Origin of the sequence: Yinghuangia seranimata (genome assembly GCF_029953285.1) — a bacterium.
In the GTDB taxonomy this organism is placed as follows: domain Bacteria; phylum Actinomycetota; class Actinomycetes; order Streptomycetales; family Streptomycetaceae; genus Yinghuangia; species Yinghuangia seranimata.
In genome coordinates, this window is record NZ_JASAOI010000093.1 from 17,778 (window position 1) to 35,183 (window position 17,406).

Annotated in this window: 16 protein-coding genes; 13 read left to right on the forward strand and 3 right to left on the reverse strand. The window is 73.1% G+C overall.

The genetic code is table 11. The annotated features are described in order from the left end of the window. Window positions 1-149: 149 nt before the first annotated feature. The 9 genes from QI554_RS42235 (at window position 150) to QI554_RS42275 (ending at window position 12,874) form a co-directional block, all read left to right on the forward strand. Window positions 150-1,592 (forward strand): aldehyde dehydrogenase family protein, encoded by a 1,443-nt coding sequence (locus QI554_RS42235; RefSeq protein WP_281478456.1) that lies wholly within the window; start codon window positions 150-152, stop codon window positions 1,590-1,592. 213 nt (window positions 1,593-1,805) lie between these two features. Beyond that, on the forward strand, window positions 1,806-3,716 hold the full coding sequence (locus QI554_RS42240; protein WP_281478458.1) for an acyl-CoA dehydrogenase family protein: 1,911 nt from the start codon (window positions 1,806-1,808) through the stop codon (window positions 3,714-3,716). Window positions 3,717-3,804: 88 nt separating this feature from the next. After that, on the forward strand, window positions 3,805-5,073 hold the full coding sequence (gene dxr / locus QI554_RS42245) for a 1-deoxy-D-xylulose-5-phosphate reductoisomerase (protein ID WP_281478459.1): 1,269 nt from the start codon (window positions 3,805-3,807) through the stop codon (window positions 5,071-5,073). Then, window positions 5,070-6,371 (forward strand): M50 family metallopeptidase, encoded by a 1,302-nt coding sequence (locus tag QI554_RS42250; protein ID WP_281478462.1) that lies wholly within the window; start codon window positions 5,070-5,072, stop codon window positions 6,369-6,371. The genes dxr and QI554_RS42250 overlap by 4 nt, the downstream gene beginning before the upstream one ends. A 212-nt stretch (window positions 6,372-6,583) precedes the next feature. Beyond that, complete coding sequence (gene ispG, locus QI554_RS42255; RefSeq protein ID WP_281478464.1) at window positions 6,584-7,741, forward strand: flavodoxin-dependent (E)-4-hydroxy-3-methylbut-2-enyl-diphosphate synthase; 1,158 nt, start codon at window positions 6,584-6,586, stop codon at window positions 7,739-7,741. Between the two features lie 225 nt (window positions 7,742-7,966). Then, window positions 7,967-9,481 carry an alpha/beta hydrolase gene (locus QI554_RS42260; RefSeq protein WP_281478466.1) on the forward strand — a complete coding sequence of 505 codons (1,515 nt, stop codon included), beginning with the start codon at window positions 7,967-7,969 and terminating at the stop codon, window positions 9,479-9,481. After that, window positions 9,478-11,085: an alpha/beta hydrolase gene (locus tag QI554_RS42265; RefSeq protein ID WP_281478468.1), complete on the forward strand. Its 1,608-nt coding sequence runs from the start codon at window positions 9,478-9,480 to the stop codon at window positions 11,083-11,085. The genes QI554_RS42260 and QI554_RS42265 overlap by 4 nt, the downstream gene beginning before the upstream one ends. 390 nt (window positions 11,086-11,475) lie before the next feature. Beyond that, window positions 11,476-12,318, forward strand: coding sequence for a GNAT family N-acetyltransferase (locus tag QI554_RS42270; protein ID WP_281478487.1), 843 nt, complete (start codon window positions 11,476-11,478; stop codon window positions 12,316-12,318). A gap of 22 nt (window positions 12,319-12,340) precedes the next feature. Continuing rightward, the gene (locus QI554_RS42275) at window positions 12,341-12,874 is read left to right on the forward strand and encodes a GNAT family N-acetyltransferase (RefSeq protein ID WP_281478470.1); all 534 of its coding nucleotides are present in this window, start codon (window positions 12,341-12,343) and stop codon (window positions 12,872-12,874) included. Between the two features lie 24 nt (window positions 12,875-12,898). Here QI554_RS42275 and QI554_RS42280 read toward each other — a convergent pair whose 3' ends face one another. The 3 genes from QI554_RS42280 to QI554_RS42290 are packed head-to-tail and all read right to left on the reverse strand — an operon-like array spanning window position 12,899 to window position 14,837. Further along, window positions 12,899-13,816 carry an aminoglycoside phosphotransferase family protein gene (locus tag QI554_RS42280; RefSeq protein ID WP_281478472.1) on the reverse strand — a complete coding sequence of 306 codons (918 nt, stop codon included), beginning with the start codon at window positions 13,814-13,816 and terminating at the stop codon, window positions 12,899-12,901. After that, a complete protein-coding gene (locus QI554_RS42285) occupies window positions 13,813-14,325 on the reverse strand; it encodes a ferritin-like domain-containing protein (RefSeq protein ID WP_281478475.1) in 513 nt (170 codons plus the stop codon). Before QI554_RS42285 ends, QI554_RS42280 begins: the two co-directional genes overlap by 4 nt. Continuing rightward, window positions 14,322-14,837, reverse strand: coding sequence for a hypothetical protein (locus QI554_RS42290; RefSeq protein ID WP_281478477.1), 516 nt, complete (start codon window positions 14,835-14,837; stop codon window positions 14,322-14,324). Before QI554_RS42290 ends, QI554_RS42285 begins: the two co-directional genes overlap by 4 nt. Before the next feature lie 219 nt (window positions 14,838-15,056). On the opposite strand from QI554_RS42290, the gene rimP reads away from it, so the two are divergent. From rimP to QI554_RS42310, 4 genes are all read left to right on the forward strand, one after another. Continuing rightward, window positions 15,057-15,587 (forward strand): ribosome maturation factor RimP, encoded by a 531-nt coding sequence (rimP, locus tag QI554_RS42295; protein WP_281478478.1) that lies wholly within the window; start codon window positions 15,057-15,059, stop codon window positions 15,585-15,587. 3 nt (window positions 15,588-15,590) lie between these two features. Continuing rightward, window positions 15,591-16,643, forward strand: a complete 1,053-nt coding sequence (gene nusA, locus QI554_RS42300) for a transcription termination factor NusA (RefSeq protein WP_281478481.1) — start codon at window positions 15,591-15,593, stop codon at window positions 16,641-16,643. Window positions 16,644-16,652: 9 nt separating this feature from the next. After that, window positions 16,653-17,012: a YlxR family protein gene (locus tag QI554_RS42305; protein ID WP_281478483.1), complete on the forward strand. Its 360-nt coding sequence runs from the start codon at window positions 16,653-16,655 to the stop codon at window positions 17,010-17,012. A gap of 97 nt (window positions 17,013-17,109) precedes the next feature. Continuing rightward, on the forward strand, window positions 17,110-17,406 hold a 297-nt coding region (locus QI554_RS42310; RefSeq protein WP_281478485.1), incomplete at its 3' end, for a translation initiation factor IF-2 N-terminal domain-containing protein.

Genomic DNA, 17,406 nt, shown 5'->3' on the forward strand with positions numbered 1-17,406 from the left:
GGGTGTCCCGCCCGGCGGCCATACCTCCAACCCGTACTACCGCCCCTCGTTCTTTTGGACGGGGTGTACAAGGTCGCGCGGCGCCCGCGTGCCTACGGTGGGTCCAGCGGCGCACCCGCGTCCGCACCGCATGCGATTCAGGAGTTCCCGTGACCACGACTCACGCGTTCTGGCTGGCCGGTCGTCAGGAGACCGGTGAGGCGGCCTTCGACGTCACCCACTCCTACGACGGCAGCCTCGTGGGCCGGGTCAGCGTGCCGACCGACGCTCAGGTGGAGGAGGCCGTCGCCGCGGCGCACGCGGTGCGCGACGAGTTCTCCGGCCTGCCCGCGTACCGGCGTGCCGCCGCGCTGGACCACGTCGCGAAGCGGCTGGGCGAGCGGTCCGAGGAGATCGCGCGGCTGATCACCGCGGAGAACGGCAAGCCGATCAAGTGGGCGCGCGGCGAGGTCGGCCGTGCCGTGTCGGTGTTCCGCTGGGCCGCCGAGGAGGCGCGCCGGTTCAACGGCGAGGGCATGCGCCTGGACACGGACGCGGGCGGCACCGGCCGTTACGCGCTGGTCCGCCGCTTCTCGCGCGGCACCGTGCTCGGCATCGCGCCGTTCAACTTCCCGCTGAACCTGGTCGCGCACAAGGTCGCCCCGGCGATCGCGGTCGGTGCGCCGATCATCCTCAAGCCGGCCCCGGCGACGCCGCTGTCGGCGCTGGTGCTCGGCGAGATCCTGGCCGAGACGGACCTGCCGGCGGGCTCGTGGAGCGTCCTGCCGGTGCCGAACGACAAGATGCCGGCGCTGGTCCAGGACGAGCGTCTGCCGGTCATCTCGTTCACCGGTTCGGGCCCGGTCGGCTGGTCGATCATGGACTCGGTGCCGCGCAAGCACGTCACGCTGGAGCTCGGCGGCAACGCGGCGGCCGTGGTGCTCGCCGACTGGTCGTCCGACGCCGACATCGAGTGGGCGGCGACGCGGATCGCGACGTTCTCGAACTACCAGGGCGGCCAGTCCTGCATCTCGGTGCAGCGGGTCGTCGTGGACGGCTCGGTGTACGACCGCCTGGTGGAGAAGGTCATCGAGAAGGTGGCAGCGCAGGTCACCGGCGACCCGTCTGACGACACGGTCGACGTGGGCCCGCTGGTCAACGAGGACGCCGCCAAGCGCGTCCAGGCCTGGGTCGACGAGGCCGTCGCGGCCGGCGCCAAGCTGCTGGTGGGCGGCAAGCGCGACGGCGCGTCGTACCAGCCGACGGTGCTCGCCGACGTGCCGGACACCGCGACGCTGGCCTGCGAGGAGGTCTTCGGGCCGGTCCTGACGCTGACCAAGGTCGACGGGACCGAGGAGGCGTTCGCCGCGGCCAACGCGTCCAAGTACGGGCTCCAGGCGGGCGTCTTCACGCACGACCTGCAGACCGCGTTCCGCGCGCAGAAGGCGCTCGAGGTCGGCGGCGTGGTCATCGGCGACGTGCCGTCGTACCGCGCCGACCAGATGCCGTACGGCGGCGCCAAGCAGTCCGGTGTGGGCCGCGAGGGCGTCAAGTACGCGATGGAGGACTTCACGTACGAGCGGGTGATGGTGCTGACGGGTCTCGACCTCTGACGAGGAGCTTCTGAGACCGTCCCTTAGACGACGGGCCCGGCGACCTGGGGTGGGTTGCGCCGGGCCCGTTCGCTTTGTCCGGGGGCGGGGCGGGGGTGACCTTGGTCCGGTACGGGTAGGTACGGTCCGGTAACACCGGCCGGTAACGGGCGGATTCCTCCGGGGCGGGCCGGGTACAGGGTCGGGAACCCCGCACGCGAGGAGGCCACCGCTATGCCCCCTGTCACCGAACGTGAGGCGCGCAAAGTCGCCGAAGAGGCCCGCGAAAGCGAGTGGCGAAAGCCCAGCTTCGCCAAGGAGCTCTTCCTCGGCCGGTTCCGCCTCGACCTGATCCACCCGCACCCCGAGCCGTCCGCCGAACAGGTGACGCGTGGCGAGGAGTTCCTCGCCGAGCTGCGGCACTTCCTGGAGACGAGGGTCGACCCGCAGCAGATCGAGCGGGAGTCCCAGATCCCGGACGAGGTGGTGCAGGGCCTGCGCGACATCGGCGCCCTCGGCATGAAGGTCGACGTGGAGTACGGCGGCCTGGGGCTGAGCCAGTACTACTACAACAAGGCCCTGGTGCTGATCGGCGCGCTGAACCCGGCGCTTGGCGCGCTGGTGTCGGCGCACCAGTCGATCGGCGTGCCGCAGCCGGTCAAGCTGTTCGGCACCGAGGAGCAGAAGCGCCAGTTCCTGCCCCGGGCGGCGCGCGGCGTGACGGCGTTCCTGCTGACCGAGCCCGACGTGGGCAGCGACCCGGCGCGCCTGGCGACCAGCGCGGTGCCGACCGCGGACGGCAGCGCATACGTGCTGGACGGCGTGAAGCTGTGGACGACCAACGGCGTCGTGGCGGACCTCGTCGTGGTGATGGCGCGCGTGCCGAAGTCGGAGGGCCACAAGGGCGGCATCACGGCGTTCGTGGTGCAGGCCGACGCGCCCGGCATCACCGTCGAGAACCGCAACGCGTTCATGGGGCTGCGCGGTATCGAGAACGGCGTCACCCGCTTCCACCAGGTGCGCGTGCCCGCGGAGAACCGCATCGGGCCCGAGGGCTCCGGCCTGAAGATCGCGCTGACCACGCTCAACACCGGCCGCCTGTCGCTGCCCGCGATGTGCGCCGGCGGCGCCAAGTGGTCGCTGAAGGTGGCCCGCGAGTGGTCGGCGGAGCGCGAGCAGTGGGGCCGCCCGATCGCGGGCCACGAGGCCATCGCCGGGAAGATCGCGTTCATCGCCGCGACCGCGTTCGCCCTCGAGGCCGTCCTCGACCTGACCGGCCTCATGGCGGACGAGGACCGGCGCGACATCCGCATCGAGGCCGCCCTCGCGAAGCTGTACGGCTCCGAGAAGGGCTGGCTGGTCGCCGACGAGCTCGTGCAGATCCGCGGCGGCCGCGGCTACGAGACCGCCGAGTCGCTGGCGGCCCGCGGCGAGCGCGGCATCCCCGCCGAGCAGATGCTCCGCGATTCGCGCATCAACCGGATCTTCGAGGGCTCGACCGAGATCATGCACCTGCTGATCGCCCGCGAGGCCGTGGACGCGCACCTGGCGGTGGCCGGCGACATCATCGACCCCGACGCCGACCTCAAGGCCAAGGGCAAGGCCGCCGTGGACGCCGGCGGGTTCTACGCCAAGTGGCTGCCGAAGCTGGTCACCGGGCCCGGCCAGAAGCCCACGGCGTACCGCGAGTTCGGGTCGCTCGCCGGCCACCTGCGGTACGTCGAGCGAGCGTCGCGCAAGCTGGCCCGCTCCACGTTCTACGGCATGGCGCGCTGGCAGGGCCGGATGGAGCACAAGCAGGGCTTCCTCGGCCGGATCGTCGACATCGGCGCCGAGCTGTTCGCGATGAGCGCGGTCTGCGTGCGCGCCGAGCAGCTGAGGCACCGCGACCCGGACCGGGGCGCGGCGGCGTACGAGCTCGCCGACCTGTTCTGCGGCCAGGCACGGGTGCGCGCCGAGGAGCTGTTCGGCCGGCTGTGGACCAACACGGACGCGCTGGACGTGAAGGTCACCCGGCAGGTGATGGACGGCCGGCACCGCTGGCTGGAGGAGGGCGTCCTGGACCCGTCCACGCCCGGCGCGTGGATCGCGGCCGCCGACCCCGGGCCGACCAAGGCCAAGAACGTCCATCGCACGGTCACCTGACGGGGAGAGCGTGCCGCCCCTCCGGCGCCGTGGCGGCGGAGGGGCGGCCCGTCGCACCGGAACCCCGGTCAGCCGACACAATGTGTGCATGGACTCCCTGGCTGATCCCTACGCCCCGTTCTCCGACGGCGCCCGCCCGGCGGCCCGGCGCGACGTCGTGCTGCTCGGCTCGACCGGCTCGATCGGGACGCAGACGATCGACGTCGTCAAGGCCAACCCCGACCAGTTCCGGGTGGTCGGCATCTCGGCGGGCGGCGGCCGCGTCGACCTGCTGGCCGCGCAGGCGCTGGAGCTGGGCGTCGAGGTGGTCGCGGTGGCGCAGGCCACGGCCGCGCAGGACCTCCAGCTGGCCTTCTACGCCGAGGCCAAGCGGCGCGGGTACTCGACGGGCGACTACCAGGTGCCGCGCATACTCGCGGGCCCGGACGCGGCGACCGAGCTGGCCGCGTACCCGTGCGACGTGGTCGTCAACGGCATCACCGGGTCGATCGGCCTCGCCCCGACGCTGGCCGCGCTGCGGGCCGGCACCACGCTCGCGCTCGCGAACAAGGAGTCGCTCATCGTCGGCGGCCCGCTGGTGAAGGCCGTCGCGCGGCCCGGCCAGATCGTGCCGGTCGACTCCGAGCACTCCGCGCTGTTCCAGTGCCTGCGCGGCGGGCGCTACGACCAGGTGCGGCGTCTGGTGGTGACGGCGAGCGGCGGCCCGTTCCGCGGCCGCTCGCGCGCCGAGCTGACCGAGGTGACGCCCGCGCAGGCGATGGCGCACCCGACGTGGGACATGGGGCCGGTCATCACGATCAACTCGGCCACCCTGGTCAACAAGGGGCTCGAGGTCATCGAGGCGCACCTGCTCTACGACATCCCGTTCGAGCGGATCGACGTCGTGGTGCATCCGCAGTCGATCGTGCACTCGATGGTCGAGTTCGTCGACGGCTCCACGCTCGCCCAGGCCAGCCCGCCCGACATGCGCCTGCCGATCGCGCTCGCGCTCGGATGGCCCGACCGGGTGCCGGACGCCGCACCCGGCATGGACTGGACGAAGGCGCAGAGCTGGGAGTTCTTCCCGCTCGACAACGAGGCCTTCCCCGCGGTCGCGCTCGCGTGCGAGGCCGGTGCCACCGGCGGCACCGCGCCCGCGGTGTTCAACGCGGCGAACGAGGAGTGCGTGGACGCGTTCGTGGCCGGGAAACTTCCGTTCCTCGGGATCGTCGACACCGTGGCGCGCGTTGTCGGTGAGCATGATGTCCGCGGTACGGGGGGAACCGGCCTCACACTTGAGGACGTCCTCGACGCGGAGCTGTGGGCCAGGCACCGCGCCCGTGAACTAGTCGCCGATGTGCTGGGAGTGACCCGATGACGCTGCTCATGACCGTGCTCGGCATCGTCGTGTTCGTGATCGGACTGCTGTTCTCGATCGCGTGGCACGAGGCCGGGCACCTCGCCATGGGCAAGCTGTTCGGGGTGCGCGTCCCGCAGTACATGGTCGGCTTCGGACGGACCATCTGGTCGAAGAAGATCGGCGAGACGGAGTACGGCCTCAAGGCCGTCCCCGCGGGCGGCTACTGCCGGCTGATCGGGATGTTCCCGCCGGACGACGACGGCAAGCTCAAGGCCAAGAGCACCTCGCCGTGGCGCAGCATGATCGAGGAGGCCCGCGAGGCGTCCTACGAGGAGGTCGGGCCCGGCGACGAGACGCGGATGTTCTACACCCGCAAGCCGTGGCAGAAGTTCCTGATCATGTTCGCCGGCCCGGCGATGAACCTGGTGCTCGGCGTCGCGATCCTGGCGGGCGTCTGGATGGCGTACGGCGTGCCGAAGCCGTCCAACCAGGTCGGCCTGGTCGTCGACTGCGTGGTCCCGGCCACCGAGGCCGACCGCAAGTGCACCCCGCAGGACGTGCCCGCCCCGGCGGCCGCCGCGGGTCTCAAGGTCGGCGACCGCATCGTGTCGTTCAACGGCACCAAGATCACCTCGTACGGCCAGCTCCAGCCGCTGATCCGCAAGAGCATGGGCCCGGTCGACGTCGTCGTGCAGCGCGACGGGCAGCAGGTGACCCTGCACCCGGTCCTGGTCGCGAACAAGGTGCAGAAGTTCGACTCGCACGACCAGCCGATCAAGGGCGAGTACCTCGAGACCGGCTACCTCGGCTTCTCGCCGCGCAGCGTGGTGACCCCGCTGACCGCCGGCCAGGTGACCGACGAGATGCGCTTCTACATGGACAAGTCCGTCGAGGGCCTGATGCGCATCCCGCAGAAGATCCCGGCGCTGTGGGGCGCGGCCTTCCAGGGCGAGGAGCGGGACAAGGACTCGCCGGTCGGCATGGTCGGCGCGGCGCGCATCGGCGGCGACGTGCTGGCCGCGGACGCCCCGGCGGCGGCGCGCGTCATGACGATGCTGCAGCTGCTCGCGATGATCAACATCGGCCTGTTCCTGTTCAACATGCTGCCGCTGCTGCCGCTGGACGGCGGGCACATGGTCGGCGCGATCTGGGAGTCCGTGCGGCGCCGCATCGCCCGCGTGTTCAAGCGGCCCGACCCGGGGCCGTTCGACGTCGCCAAGCTCATGCCGGTCGCGTACGCCGTCGCCGTGGTCTTCATCGGCTTCACCGTCCTGGTGCTGATCGCCGACCTGGTCAACCCTGTGAAGGTCACCTGACGCTTCCGGCGGTCAACCGAACCGTTGTCGCCACGCTGTGTGCCGGTCCTGCAACAGAATCGCTCGGTAGAGGACACGTTTACGCACGAGCGTGGTGTGTGCCGTAGCGTTGGTGATCGGCTTATCCGCCGTGTCCGCCCGGTCCGCCGGTGCGGGCACGGCGGATCGCCGAGCCGCACCGTTCGTCCGACCTACACGGGACTGAATCAGCTATGACCGCGATCACCCTCGGAATGCCGTCCGTACCGAACCGGCCGATCGCACCGCGCCGCAGGTCGCGGCAGATCATGGTCGGAAACGTGCCCGTCGGCGGCGACGCGCCGGTGTCCGTGCAGTCCATGACGACGACCCTCACCTCGGACGTCAACGCGACGCTCCAGCAGATCGCCGAGCTGACCGCCTCGGGCTGCCAGATCGTGCGGGTCGCGGTGCCGAGCCAGGACGACGCCGACGCGCTGCCGCAGATCGCCAGGAAGTCCCAGATCCCGGTGATCGCGGACATCCACTTCCAGCCGAAGTACGTCTTCGCCGCGATCGACGCCGGCTGCGCCGCGGTGCGCGTCAACCCCGGCAACATCAAGGCGTTCGACGACAAGGTCGGCGAGATCGCCAAGGCCGCCTCCGCGGCCGGCGTGCCGATCCGCATCGGCGTCAACGCGGGCTCGCTCGACAAGCGGCTCCTCGAGAAGCACGGCAAGGCCACCCCCGAGGCGCTGGTCGAGTCCGCGCTGTGGGAGTGCTCGCTGTTCGAGGAGCACGACTTCCGCGACATCAAGATCTCCGTCAAGCACAACGACCCGGTCGTCATGATCGAGGCCTACCGGCAGCTCGCCGAGCGCTGCGACTACCCGCTGCACCTCGGCGTCACCGAGGCCGGCCCGGCGTTCCAGGGCACCATCAAGTCCTCCGTCGCGTTCGGCGCGCTGCTGAGCCAGGGCATCGGCGACACCATCCGCGTGTCGCTGTCCGCCCCGCCGGTCGAGGAGGTCAAGGTCGGCGCGCAGATCCTGGAGTCGCTCGGGCTTCGCAAGCGCGGCCTGGAGATCGTCTCCTGCCCGTCGTGCGGCCGCGCCCAGGTCGACGTGTACAAGCTGGCGAACCAGGTCACCGCGGGCCTCGACGGCCTCAAGGTGCCGCTGCGCGTCGCCGTCATGGGCTGCGTCGTCAACGGCCCCGGCGAGGCCCGCGAGGCCGACCTCGGCGTCGCGTCCGGCAACGGCAAGGGCCAGATCTTCGTCAAGGGCGAGGTCATCAAGACCGTGCCCGAGTCGAAGATCGTCGAGACGCTGATCGAGGAGGCGCTGATCCTCGCCGAGCAGATGCAGGCCGACGGCGTCATCGAGGGCGACCCGATCGTCGACGTGAGCTGACGGCCGGCGGGCATCTCCGCCCGCGGCCGCCGAGGCCCCCGCCCGGACACCGGGCGGGGGCCTTCGTGCGTCGTGCACGTGCTCGTTCCAACAGCGCTCCACCCGATCGAGGGTTTTCGGGCACCCCGAGGGTGACAGTACGTTAGACCCCTTTCGCTCTCGGTGATTGATCCCGATCATCGGCCGTGGGGCGACGTGCACCGCGTCGCCGGGAGGGGGCGAGGCATGCGACGCGTTCTGGCCCGAGGCATCGCCGCCGGGCTCGCCCTGGCCGCGTTCGCCTCCGTGTCCGCGCTGGCCGCGGGGTCCGAGGCGCCCGCCGCACCGGAGCCGCGTATCTCGCCCGGCATCACGTGGGGCGGCTGCCCCGCCGACCTCGCCCGCGGGCTGCGCTGCGGCACCCTCGACGTGCCGCTCGACCACGACCGGCCCGACAGCCGCACCACGCGCCTCGCCGTCGCCCTCGCCCAGGCCACCGGGCCCGGCCCCCGGCTCGGCACACTCGTGGTCAACCCCGGCGGCCCCGGCGGCCAGGGCATGTGGCTCGCCGCCGCCGTCCAGCGCGCGCTGCCGCCCGACCTGCGCGAGCGGTATGACATCGTCGGCATCGACCCGCGGGGCAACGGCCACAGCTCGCCCATCCAGTGCGTCGACACCCAGACGTACGACCGTGCCCCCAAGCCCGACCCGGTTCCGCGCACCGCCGCCGACAAGCAGGCGCTGATCGCCCGCGCCCGCGCCTACGCGGAAGGCTGCGCGGACCGCGGCGGCGACCTGCTCGCGCACGTCAGCACCCTCGACAACGCGCACGACATCGACGCCGTCCGTGTGGCGCTCGGCGAGCGGAAGATCAGCTACCTCGGCTGGTCGTACGGCACCTACCTCGGCGCCGTCTACGCCCAGCTGCACCCCGACCGCGTCGACCGGCTCGTCCTCGACAGCATCGTCGACCCCACCCCGCAGGGCATCTGGTACGGCGTCAACCTCGGCCAGGACATCGCCTTCCAGGCCCGCTGGCGCGACTTCACCCGCTGGGCGGCACGGCACGACGACGTGCTCCGGCTCGGCACCGCGCCGGACCAGGTCGAGGGCACGTTCGCGCGCGTCCTGGCCGGCGTGCGCGCCGCACCCGCCGGCGCCGTCGGCCCCGCCGAGGTCTACGACATCGTCACCTCGGCGCTGTACGACGACGACCGGTGGAACGGACTCGCCCGCGCCCTGCGCCGCTACCTCGACGGCGACCCCGCACCGCTGACCGCGCTCAACGAACCGCCCGACGAGCGCAAAGCCAACGCCGTCGCCGTCTACACCGCCGTCGAGTGCGGCGACGCCGAATGGCCGCGCGACTGGGCCGTCTGGGACCGCGACGCCGACGCCCTCAACCGCGCCAACCCGCTGCTCACCTGGCCCAACACGTGGCTGAACGCGCCCTGCGCGTTCTGGCCGCGCACCGGCCGCACCCCGCCGGCCATCAACGGCGCCGGCCTGCGCGGCGCGCTCCTCGTGCAGAACGAACGCGACGCCGCCACACCGCTCGCCGGCGCGGTCGCCATGCACCGCGCCCTGCCCACCTCGCGCCTGGTGACCGTGCGGGAGGCGGGCAGCCACGGCGTCCTCGTCTTCAACCCGAACCGCTGCGCCGCAGACGCGGCCTGGGCCTACCTGCGGGACGGCACCCTGCCCGCCACCGATGTCCTGTGCCAGGGCGCGACCGAACCGCAGGCAGGGGGCCCGCGATGAACGACGCCGCAACGACCCGGCGTCCCCTTGAGCGTGTGCCGCGACGGCGCCCGTGGCGCACCCGGCGCGCCGTGGTCGCCGTGACGGCGCTCGCCCTCGCGGCCGCCCTCACCGGCGCGGCGCCGGGCGACGGAACCGGCGCACCCGACGCGCAGCCGGAAGGCCCCGCTGCGCCCGGCGTCACGTGGGGCGGCTGCCCGACAGGCACACCGGCCGCCGAGCGCTGCGGCACCGTGCGCGTACCGCTCGACCACGACCACCCGAACGCCGGGCCGGCGATCCAGGTCGGGGTGTCCCGGTCCCTCGCCACCGGCGGCGCCGCCGAACGCCAGGGCATCCTGCTGATCAACTTCGGCGGACCGGGCGCGACGGCGGTCGGCTCGGCCGCGGCGTTCGCCCACGTACTGCCCGAACCCGTGCGGCGCGCCTACGACGTCGTCGGCTTCGACCCGCGCGGCCGCGGCACCAGCACCCGCCTGGACTGCCTCGACCTCACCACGTTCGCCCGCGCGCCCAAGCCCGACACCGCGCGCACCGACGCGGAGGGCCAGCGCGCGATCGCGGAGGCGGCCCACGGGTTCGCCGACGGCTGCCGGCGCGGCGCGCCGCAGCTGCTGCCCTACCTGACGACGCGGCAGATCGCCGGGGACCTCGACGCCGTGCGGGCGGCGTTCGGCGAGCAGAAGATCAACTACCTCGGGTACTCCTACGGCACCTACCTGGGCGCCGTGTACGGACAGCGCTACCCGGACCGCGTGCGCCGGATGCTGCTCGACAGCGTCGTCGACCCCACCCAGGTCTGGTACGCCACCGGCTTCGCGCAGGCCCGGGCGTTCTGGCTGCGCTGGCACGACTGGGCCGACTGGGTGGCCGACCACGACACCCGCTACGGGCTCGGCACCTCGCGGGAGGCCGTCCTCGCCCGCTGGAACGAGGCACGGGAGGCGCTCGCCGCGAAGCCCGCCGACGGGGTCTTCGGCGGCACCGAGTTCGACCTGGTGACCATCTCCAACCTGTACAGCGACCGCCAGTGGCCGACCCTCGCCACCGCGGTCGCGGCCTATGAGAACCGGCGGGACGCGGCGCCGCTGCGCGACCTCAAGGGCCCCACCACCCCCGACGACGAGAACTTCGAATCCGTCTTCCAGGCCGTCACCTGCGCGGACGCCCCCTCACCCGCCGACCCCGCGGTGTTCGCCGCCGACACCGCCAGGCTCAAGGACCAGTACGGCTACCTTGGCGCCGACATCGCCTCCGCGGGCGCCTGCCTCTACCTGCAGAGCAACACCGCGCCGCCGACCCGGATCGACGGCGCCGGGCTGCCGGGGGTGCTGATGATCGAGGGCACCCGCGACCCGGCGACCCCCTACGCGGGCGCGGTCCGGATGCGTGCGGCGCTGCCGTCCGCGCGCCTGGTGACCGTCGAAGGCAGCGGCAACCACGGCCAGTTCATCGGCGGCGGCGCGTGCGTCGACGACGCGGGAACGGCGTACCTCGCACGCGGCGTCCTGCCCGCCGCGGACACGACGTGCCCGGCGCTCCCGCCGCCGGACCCCGCGAAGCACACGGCGACGCCGCGGCGCTTCGTCGAGGCGGGTCGCTAGCGGGGACCCCGGGGGACCGGGCCGAGCGGGGAAGGCGCGGCGGCGGGCCGGAAAGGGGCCGTCGAGATCGCGTGGTCACGCGACCGACCACGGCATGACCGGGGGTGCCGTTGCGCCGGGCCGCAGCGGTCGGCGGCGCCCTCCGCCCGGCGGCCGGGCGCGGGACGGACCTCGGCAGGCCGGAAGTCCGCCGTGTCCGGGCCCGGCGCAGGGCGGCAGGCAGGCCGGAGACGCCAGGTGCGGCGGAGCGGCCCACGGACCTGGCGTCCCGCGACGGGTCGGCGGGGCGTGGTCCCGAGCGGCCGTGGAAGCCGCGTGCACCGGATATGTCCCGCGGCCGGGCCCGTACTCTGGTGGCGTGATCCGCAGGATGGCAGGGTGAGGCCCGTGCTGAGCTCGGTTTCCTCCAAAGTCCTCGACGGCACCGACCTGCCCGCGGTCCTGGAGGTGCTCGGCCGCGACCCGGTGGCCAACGTGTTCGTCGCGTCGCGCGTGCACCTCGCGGGCGTCGACCCGTGGCGGCTCGGCGGCGAGCTGTGGGGCTACTACGAGGGCGGGCGGCTCGCGTCGCTCTGCTACGCCGGGGCCAACCTGGTGCCGGTCGAGGCCGGCCCCGACGCCATACGGTCGTTCGCCGAGCGGGCCCGCAAGCAGGGGCGGCGGTGCTCGTCCATCGTCGGGCCCGCGGCCGCCGCGGCGAACCTGTGGGGGCTGCTGGAGCCGGTCTGGGGCCCCGCCCGGGACGTCCGCCCGGTGCAGCCGCTGATGGTCGCCACGAAGCCGTCCACGACCGTGCTCCCCGACCCGCTCGTGCGCCGGGTGCGCCGCGACGAGATCGACATCGCGATGCCGGCCTGCGTCGCCATGTTCACCGAGGAGGTCGGGGTCAGCCCGCTGGTCGGCGACGGCGGCGCGCTGTACCGCGCCCGGGTCGCCGAACTCATCGGCTCCGGGCGCGCGTTCGCCCGCATCGAGGACGGCCGCGTGGTCTTCAAGGCGGAGATCGGCGCAGTCACCCCCGACGCGTGCCAGATCCAGGGCGTGTGGGTCGCCCCCGACCGGCGCGGCGAGGGCCTGTCGGAGACCGGCATGGCCGCCGTCCTCGAGTACGCGCTGCGCGAGATCGCGCCGGTCGCCAGCCTGTACGTCAACAGCTACAACCTGCCCGCGCGGGCCGCCTACCGCAGGGTCGGGTTCGCGGAGACTGGCGCGTTCATGAGCGTCCTGTTCTGACGGCGCGATAGCGTTCCCGGCCATGGAATGGACGTGTCGGTTGATCGACCTCGCGGCGCACGCCGACGAGACGGTCGAGGTGCAGGCGCTGGCGTTCGGGCTGACCGACGACGAGATCGCGGTCCGCAGGCGGATAGTGCAACGGCACGCCCAGTTCCCGCAGGTGCGCGCGCTGGCCGCGTTCTCGCCGGACGGCCGCATGATCGGCTTCGGGTACGGCTACCCGAACCTCAAGGACCAGTGGTGGAGCATGGTCATCGAGCCGTACCTCGCGCGGGTCGGCCACGAGGACTGGCTCGACGACGCGTTCGTGGTCACCGAGTTGCACGTGCTCCCGCGCTGGCAGGGGCGAGGTGTCGGCCGGACGCTGCTGAGCCTGCTGTGCCAGGGCCAGGAGCGCACCCGGATCCTGCTGTCGGCGGTCGAGGGCGACACACCCGCGCGGCGGCTCTACACCGGCGTTGGGTTCGTGGACCTCGCGGTGCCCGTGCAGTTCCCCGGGAACGCGACGCCGTACGCGGTGATGGGCGCCGAACTGCCGCTCATGGTCGACTGACCGGGCATCAGGGCCGAAGCGGCGTCAGGACAGCCACTCGGCGACGGAGATCAGGTCCTCGCCGTTCGGATCGCCCACCGACATCGACCACAGGCCGAGCGCGAGGGCCTGCACCAGCGCCCAGCCGCGGACCCGTTCGACGTCCAGCTCAAGGGCGTTCGCCAGCCACGTGACGCGGCGCCGCACGAACGCCGCGGGGCGGGTCTCGGCGACCACGGTGGCCAACCGGTCGCGCACCAGCGCGCCCAGGTCGAAGGCCCGCTCGCCGAGCATGGGCCGCGGGTCGATGGCGAGCCACTTGGCGCGCTCGGCGGCCAGCACGTTGCCGTGGTGGCAGTCGGTGTGCAGGGTCACGATGTCCGGCTGCGTCGCGGCCAGTTCGCCGCACAGCGCGACCGCCTCGTCGAGCAGCGCGCGCGGACAGGGACCGCCCAGCTCGGTGAACCGGCGAGGCATCGACTCGGCCCAGAACCCCGCGCGGTCGGCCACCAGGTCGATCTTCGAGTCCTCGGGGGCCGGCACCCACAGGTGCCGCAGCACCTCGACGGCCTCCAGCATCGCGCGGTCCTCGGGCAGCGACCGCAGCGACACGTCCGGCTGCAGGCGCTCCAACAGCAGGGCGCCACGCGGCGGATCGGCGTCCAGGAGCCGGACCGCGCCGCGCCCGCCCCATATCCGGAGCGCGTCGGGCTCGTGCGCGGTGTAGCGGTCGACGAACCCGAGCTTGAGCGTCGCGGGCGTGTCGTCGGCCCGCCGCACGAGCAGCGTCAGGCTCAGCGCGCCGCCGGGCAGCACGGGGCGCTCGGCGGTCAGTTCCCACCAGTCCAGGTACTCGGCCGCGGTGGCGGGCAGCGCGTCCAGCCACGGCCGCGCTGCCTCCTCGCCGCACCAGCGCAGGGCGGTGCGGACGAGTCTCGCGGGCACCTCGAGGGGTGTGGTCACGACACCCCCGTCGGGGTCCCGGGCGCGCCCCCGCCCGCCGCCTTCTCGGGCAGCCCCGGGAACGCGACGCTCGCACCGCGCCACGGCACCGCCGCGATCGCGGCCTCCTGCAGCCACTTCGCCGCGGCCACGCGCGCGTCGCCCGAGGCCGCCGCCACGAGGTCGGCGATGTGCGCGGCGATGCCCTCTTCGAGGACCACGGCGAGCCGGGTCGCGTCGGCCTGCGTCTCGACCGGGAACGGCAGCGTGTACGCGGGCGCGGCGGCGCGCGGCTGCCCGCCCTCCTTGGCGATCCGCTGTTCGAGCTCGTCGCGGCGGGCCCGGTGCGCGTCGTAGGAGGTGCGCGCCTGCGCCTGCGTGGGGCCGTCGGACCTCGCGCCCACGACGCCGTAGCCGTAGACCGCGGCGTGCTCGGCGTCGAGGAGCGTCTGCAGCGACGCCACCAGCGGGGTCTCCTTGCGGGACGCGCTGGGGGAGGGGGCCGCCGGCGGGGGGACAGGTGTCGTCACGGTGTGCTCCCGAGCAGTTTCGCGTGCACGGCGTTGGCCGCGGCGACGGACGCCAGCAGGCGGGCCAGGTCGGGGGTCGCGGCGGGCAGGTCCACCAGCCGCGCGTCGGCGGCCTGTTGCTCACGGGAGACCAGGTCGGCCAACGCCGCCTGCGGCGTCCCCGGAACGGGCTCGTCCGTAGGAGTGACACCGGGCGCCGCGGGTGTCGCGGACGCGGCGGACGCCGCGGCCTTGGCACCGCCGAGCACCTCCAGGTGCCGGGCGATCTCGTCGGCGTACGGCCGCAGCCGCCCTTCGAGGGCCCCGTGCAGCGCCAGCACCGCCTGGTACCGGCCGAGCAGTGCGGCCGAGCCCTCCCGCGCGCGGTCGCGGATCGCGTCGTCCGCCTTGCGCTGTGCGGGCGTGGGCCCCGAACCGTCGTCCGAGGTGCAGGCCGTCACGCCCAGGCCCATTGCTGCGAGCGCGCCGAGTCCGGCAAGGACGGACCTGCGCGTCGGCCCCGCGTCGCGCATCGCTTCGACTCCCGCTGATCGAGTGCACCGGCTCCGCGCCGACCGCGCGGATGCTGTCGGACGCTACCGCATCAGTCCCCGTGCGGCCGGGCAGCCGCCGACGCGTGCGCGCGAACTGTTGCGGACCGGATACTGTGGTCTACCTCAGCGGCCGCCTCCCTCGGGGGCGGGCCGCCCGAAGATCGCGACAACAGCACACGCAGCCGAGGAGTCACCCGGATGAGCACCACCCAGAAGGACCGGCTGCGGGAGTTGCTGGAACCGGTCGCCGAAGCCGCCGGTGTCGATCTGGAGGATGTCACCGTCACCCCCGCGGGCAAGCGCCGCGTGCTGCGTGTCGTCGTCGACGCCGACGGCGGACTGGACATGGACGGCATCGCCGCGGTCAGCCGCGGTGTCTCCGAAGTCCTCGACAGCTCCGATGTGATGGGCAGTCAGCCCTACCAGCTGGAGGTCACCACGCCCGGCGTCGACCGCCCGCTCACCGAGGAGCGCCACTGGCGCCGCGCGGTGGGCCGGCTGGTCGAGGTGCGGCCGGTCGAGGGCGCGGCGTTCACCGGGCGGGTCGCGGCGGCCGACGCCGAGGGGGCGGACCTGGACGTGGACGGCAAGGAGCGGCGCGTCGCGTACGCCGACGTCGCCAAGGCCACCGTGCAGGTCGAGTTCAACCGCAAGTCCGCCGAGCCCCTGGACGACGCGGCGGACGACGACGAAGACGACGTCAACGACGACATGAACGAGGAGGCGTAGGACGTGGACATCGACATGAGCGCCCTGCGCGGGCTCGAACGCGAGAAGGAAATCAAATTCGACCGCCTGGTCGAGGCGATCGAGTCGGCGCTGCTCACGGCGTACCACCACACCCCGGGCAGCCACCCGCGCGCCCGCGTGGAACTGGACAAGGCGAGCGGGCACGTGACGGTGTGGGCGGCGGAGACCGACGACACCGGCGCGACGCTCCGCGAGTTCGACGACACCCCGCACGATTTCGGCCGCATCGCCGCGACCACCGCCAAACAGGTGATTCTGCAGCGGCTGCGCGACGCCGAGGAAGAGGTCACGTTCGGCGAGTACGCCGGGCGTGAGGGCGACATCGTGTCGGGCGTCGTGCAGCAGGGCAAGGACCCGCGCAACGTCATGGTCGACCTCGGCAAGGTCGAGGCGATCCTGCCGCACGCCGAGCAGGTCCCCGGCGAGCAGTACGAGCACGGCCTGCGGCTGCGCGCGTACGTGGTCACCGTGCGGCGCGGCCCCAAGGGCCCGTCGATCGGCCTGTCGCGCACCCACCCCAACCTGGTGCGCAAGCTGTTCGCGCTGGAGGTCCCGGAGATCGCCGACGGCTCCGTCGAGATCGCCGCGATCGCCCGCGAGGCCGGCCACCGCACCAAGATGGCGGTCCACTCGACGCGTGCGGGCCTCAACGCCAAGGGCGCGTGCATCGGCCCGATGGGCGCCCGGGTGCGCGCCGTCATGGCGGAGCTGCACGGCGAGAAGATCGACATCGTCGACTGGTCGGACGACCCGGCGACCATGGTCGCCAACGCGCTGTCGCCCGCACGGGTGAGCCACGTCGAGATCGTCGACCTGGCCGCGCGGTCCGCCCGCGTGACCGTGCCGGACTACCAGCTGTCGCTGGCCATCGGCAAGGAGGGCCAGAACGCCCGCCTGGCCGCGCGGCTCACCGGATGGCGCATCGACATCCGGCCCGACACCGAGGCCGGGTCCGAGCCCGGGCACACCGGCCAGGGCGGCCGGGGTACGCAGGGCGGCGGAACGGCCGACCCGCGTGGGGGCGGGGAGCGGTAGACTTAGTTGATGTCTGGTCGGACGCGGGCTAACGCATGCCCTCCTACACGTAAGCGACAGGCCCTGCCGAACGTGGCGGGCCCGGTGCGTACGTGTGTGGGATGCAGGTCCCGCGCCGCAAAGACCGACCTGGTGCGGGTCGTGGCGGTCGAGGGCGCGTGCGTCCCCGACCCGCGCGGCACCCTGCCGGGCCGTGGTGCGCATCTGCACCGCGACCCGGACTGTCTTGCCCTCGCGGAGCGCCGGAAGGCGTTCCCGCGGGCGTTGCGTGTGGCCGGGCCGTTGGACACGGCCGTGCTGCACGCGTTGGTGGCCCGGGAACTGCTGGGCCATGGATCGGAACAGCAGTACCTCGCGAGTTGGAAGTAGGTCGAGATTGCGATGAGCACTCGATGAGTACGCGATGAGTACGTACATGCGGTAGCGACGGTCCGGCGGACGACCACCCCGGACCAGAAGGAGCGACGTGGCAAAGGTCCGGGTATACGAGCTCGCCAAAGAGTTCGGAGTCGAGAGCAAGGTCGTCATGGCCAAGCTCCAAGAACTCGGTGAGTTCGTCCGTTCGGCGTCCTCGACGATCGAGGCGCCGGTCGTACGCAAGTTGACTGACGCATTCAAGAAGGACGGCGGACCCTCCGCGCGTCCTGCCGGGCGCAAGCCCGCCCCCGCACCGGCCCCCTCGGCCGGCGCCTCCGCACCGGCTTCGTCCGGTGCCTCCCCTGCCGCACGCCCGGGCCCGCGCCCGGCCGGCGGTGCCCCGACT

Bases quoted from the DNA above. Each gene is read 5' to 3' on its own strand.
- rimP (WP_281478478.1), top strand. From the start codon at position 15,057: ATGAGCACCACCCAGAAGGACCGGCTGCGGGAGTTGCTGGAACCGGTC.
- ispG (WP_281478464.1), top strand. From the start codon at position 6,584: ATGACCGCGATCACCCTCGGAATGCCGTCCGTACCGAACCGGCCGATC.
- QI554_RS42260 (WP_281478466.1), top strand. From the start codon at position 7,967: ATGCGACGCGTTCTGGCCCGAGGCATCGCCGCCGGGCTCGCCCTGGCC.
- QI554_RS42305 (WP_281478483.1), top strand. From the start codon at position 16,653: ATGTCTGGTCGGACGCGGGCTAACGCATGCCCTCCTACACGTAAGCGA.
- QI554_RS42290 (WP_281478477.1), bottom strand. From the start codon at position 14,837: ATGCGCGACGCGGGGCCGACGCGCAGGTCCGTCCTTGCCGGACTCGGC.
- QI554_RS42275 (WP_281478470.1), top strand. From the start codon at position 12,341: ATGGAATGGACGTGTCGGTTGATCGACCTCGCGGCGCACGCCGACGAG.
- QI554_RS42265 (WP_281478468.1), top strand. From the start codon at position 9,478: ATGAACGACGCCGCAACGACCCGGCGTCCCCTTGAGCGTGTGCCGCGA.
- dxr (WP_281478459.1), top strand. From the start codon at position 3,805: ATGGACTCCCTGGCTGATCCCTACGCCCCGTTCTCCGACGGCGCCCGC.
- QI554_RS42240 (WP_281478458.1), top strand. From the start codon at position 1,806: ATGCCCCCTGTCACCGAACGTGAGGCGCGCAAAGTCGCCGAAGAGGCC.
- QI554_RS42250 (WP_281478462.1), top strand. From the start codon at position 5,070: ATGACGCTGCTCATGACCGTGCTCGGCATCGTCGTGTTCGTGATCGGA.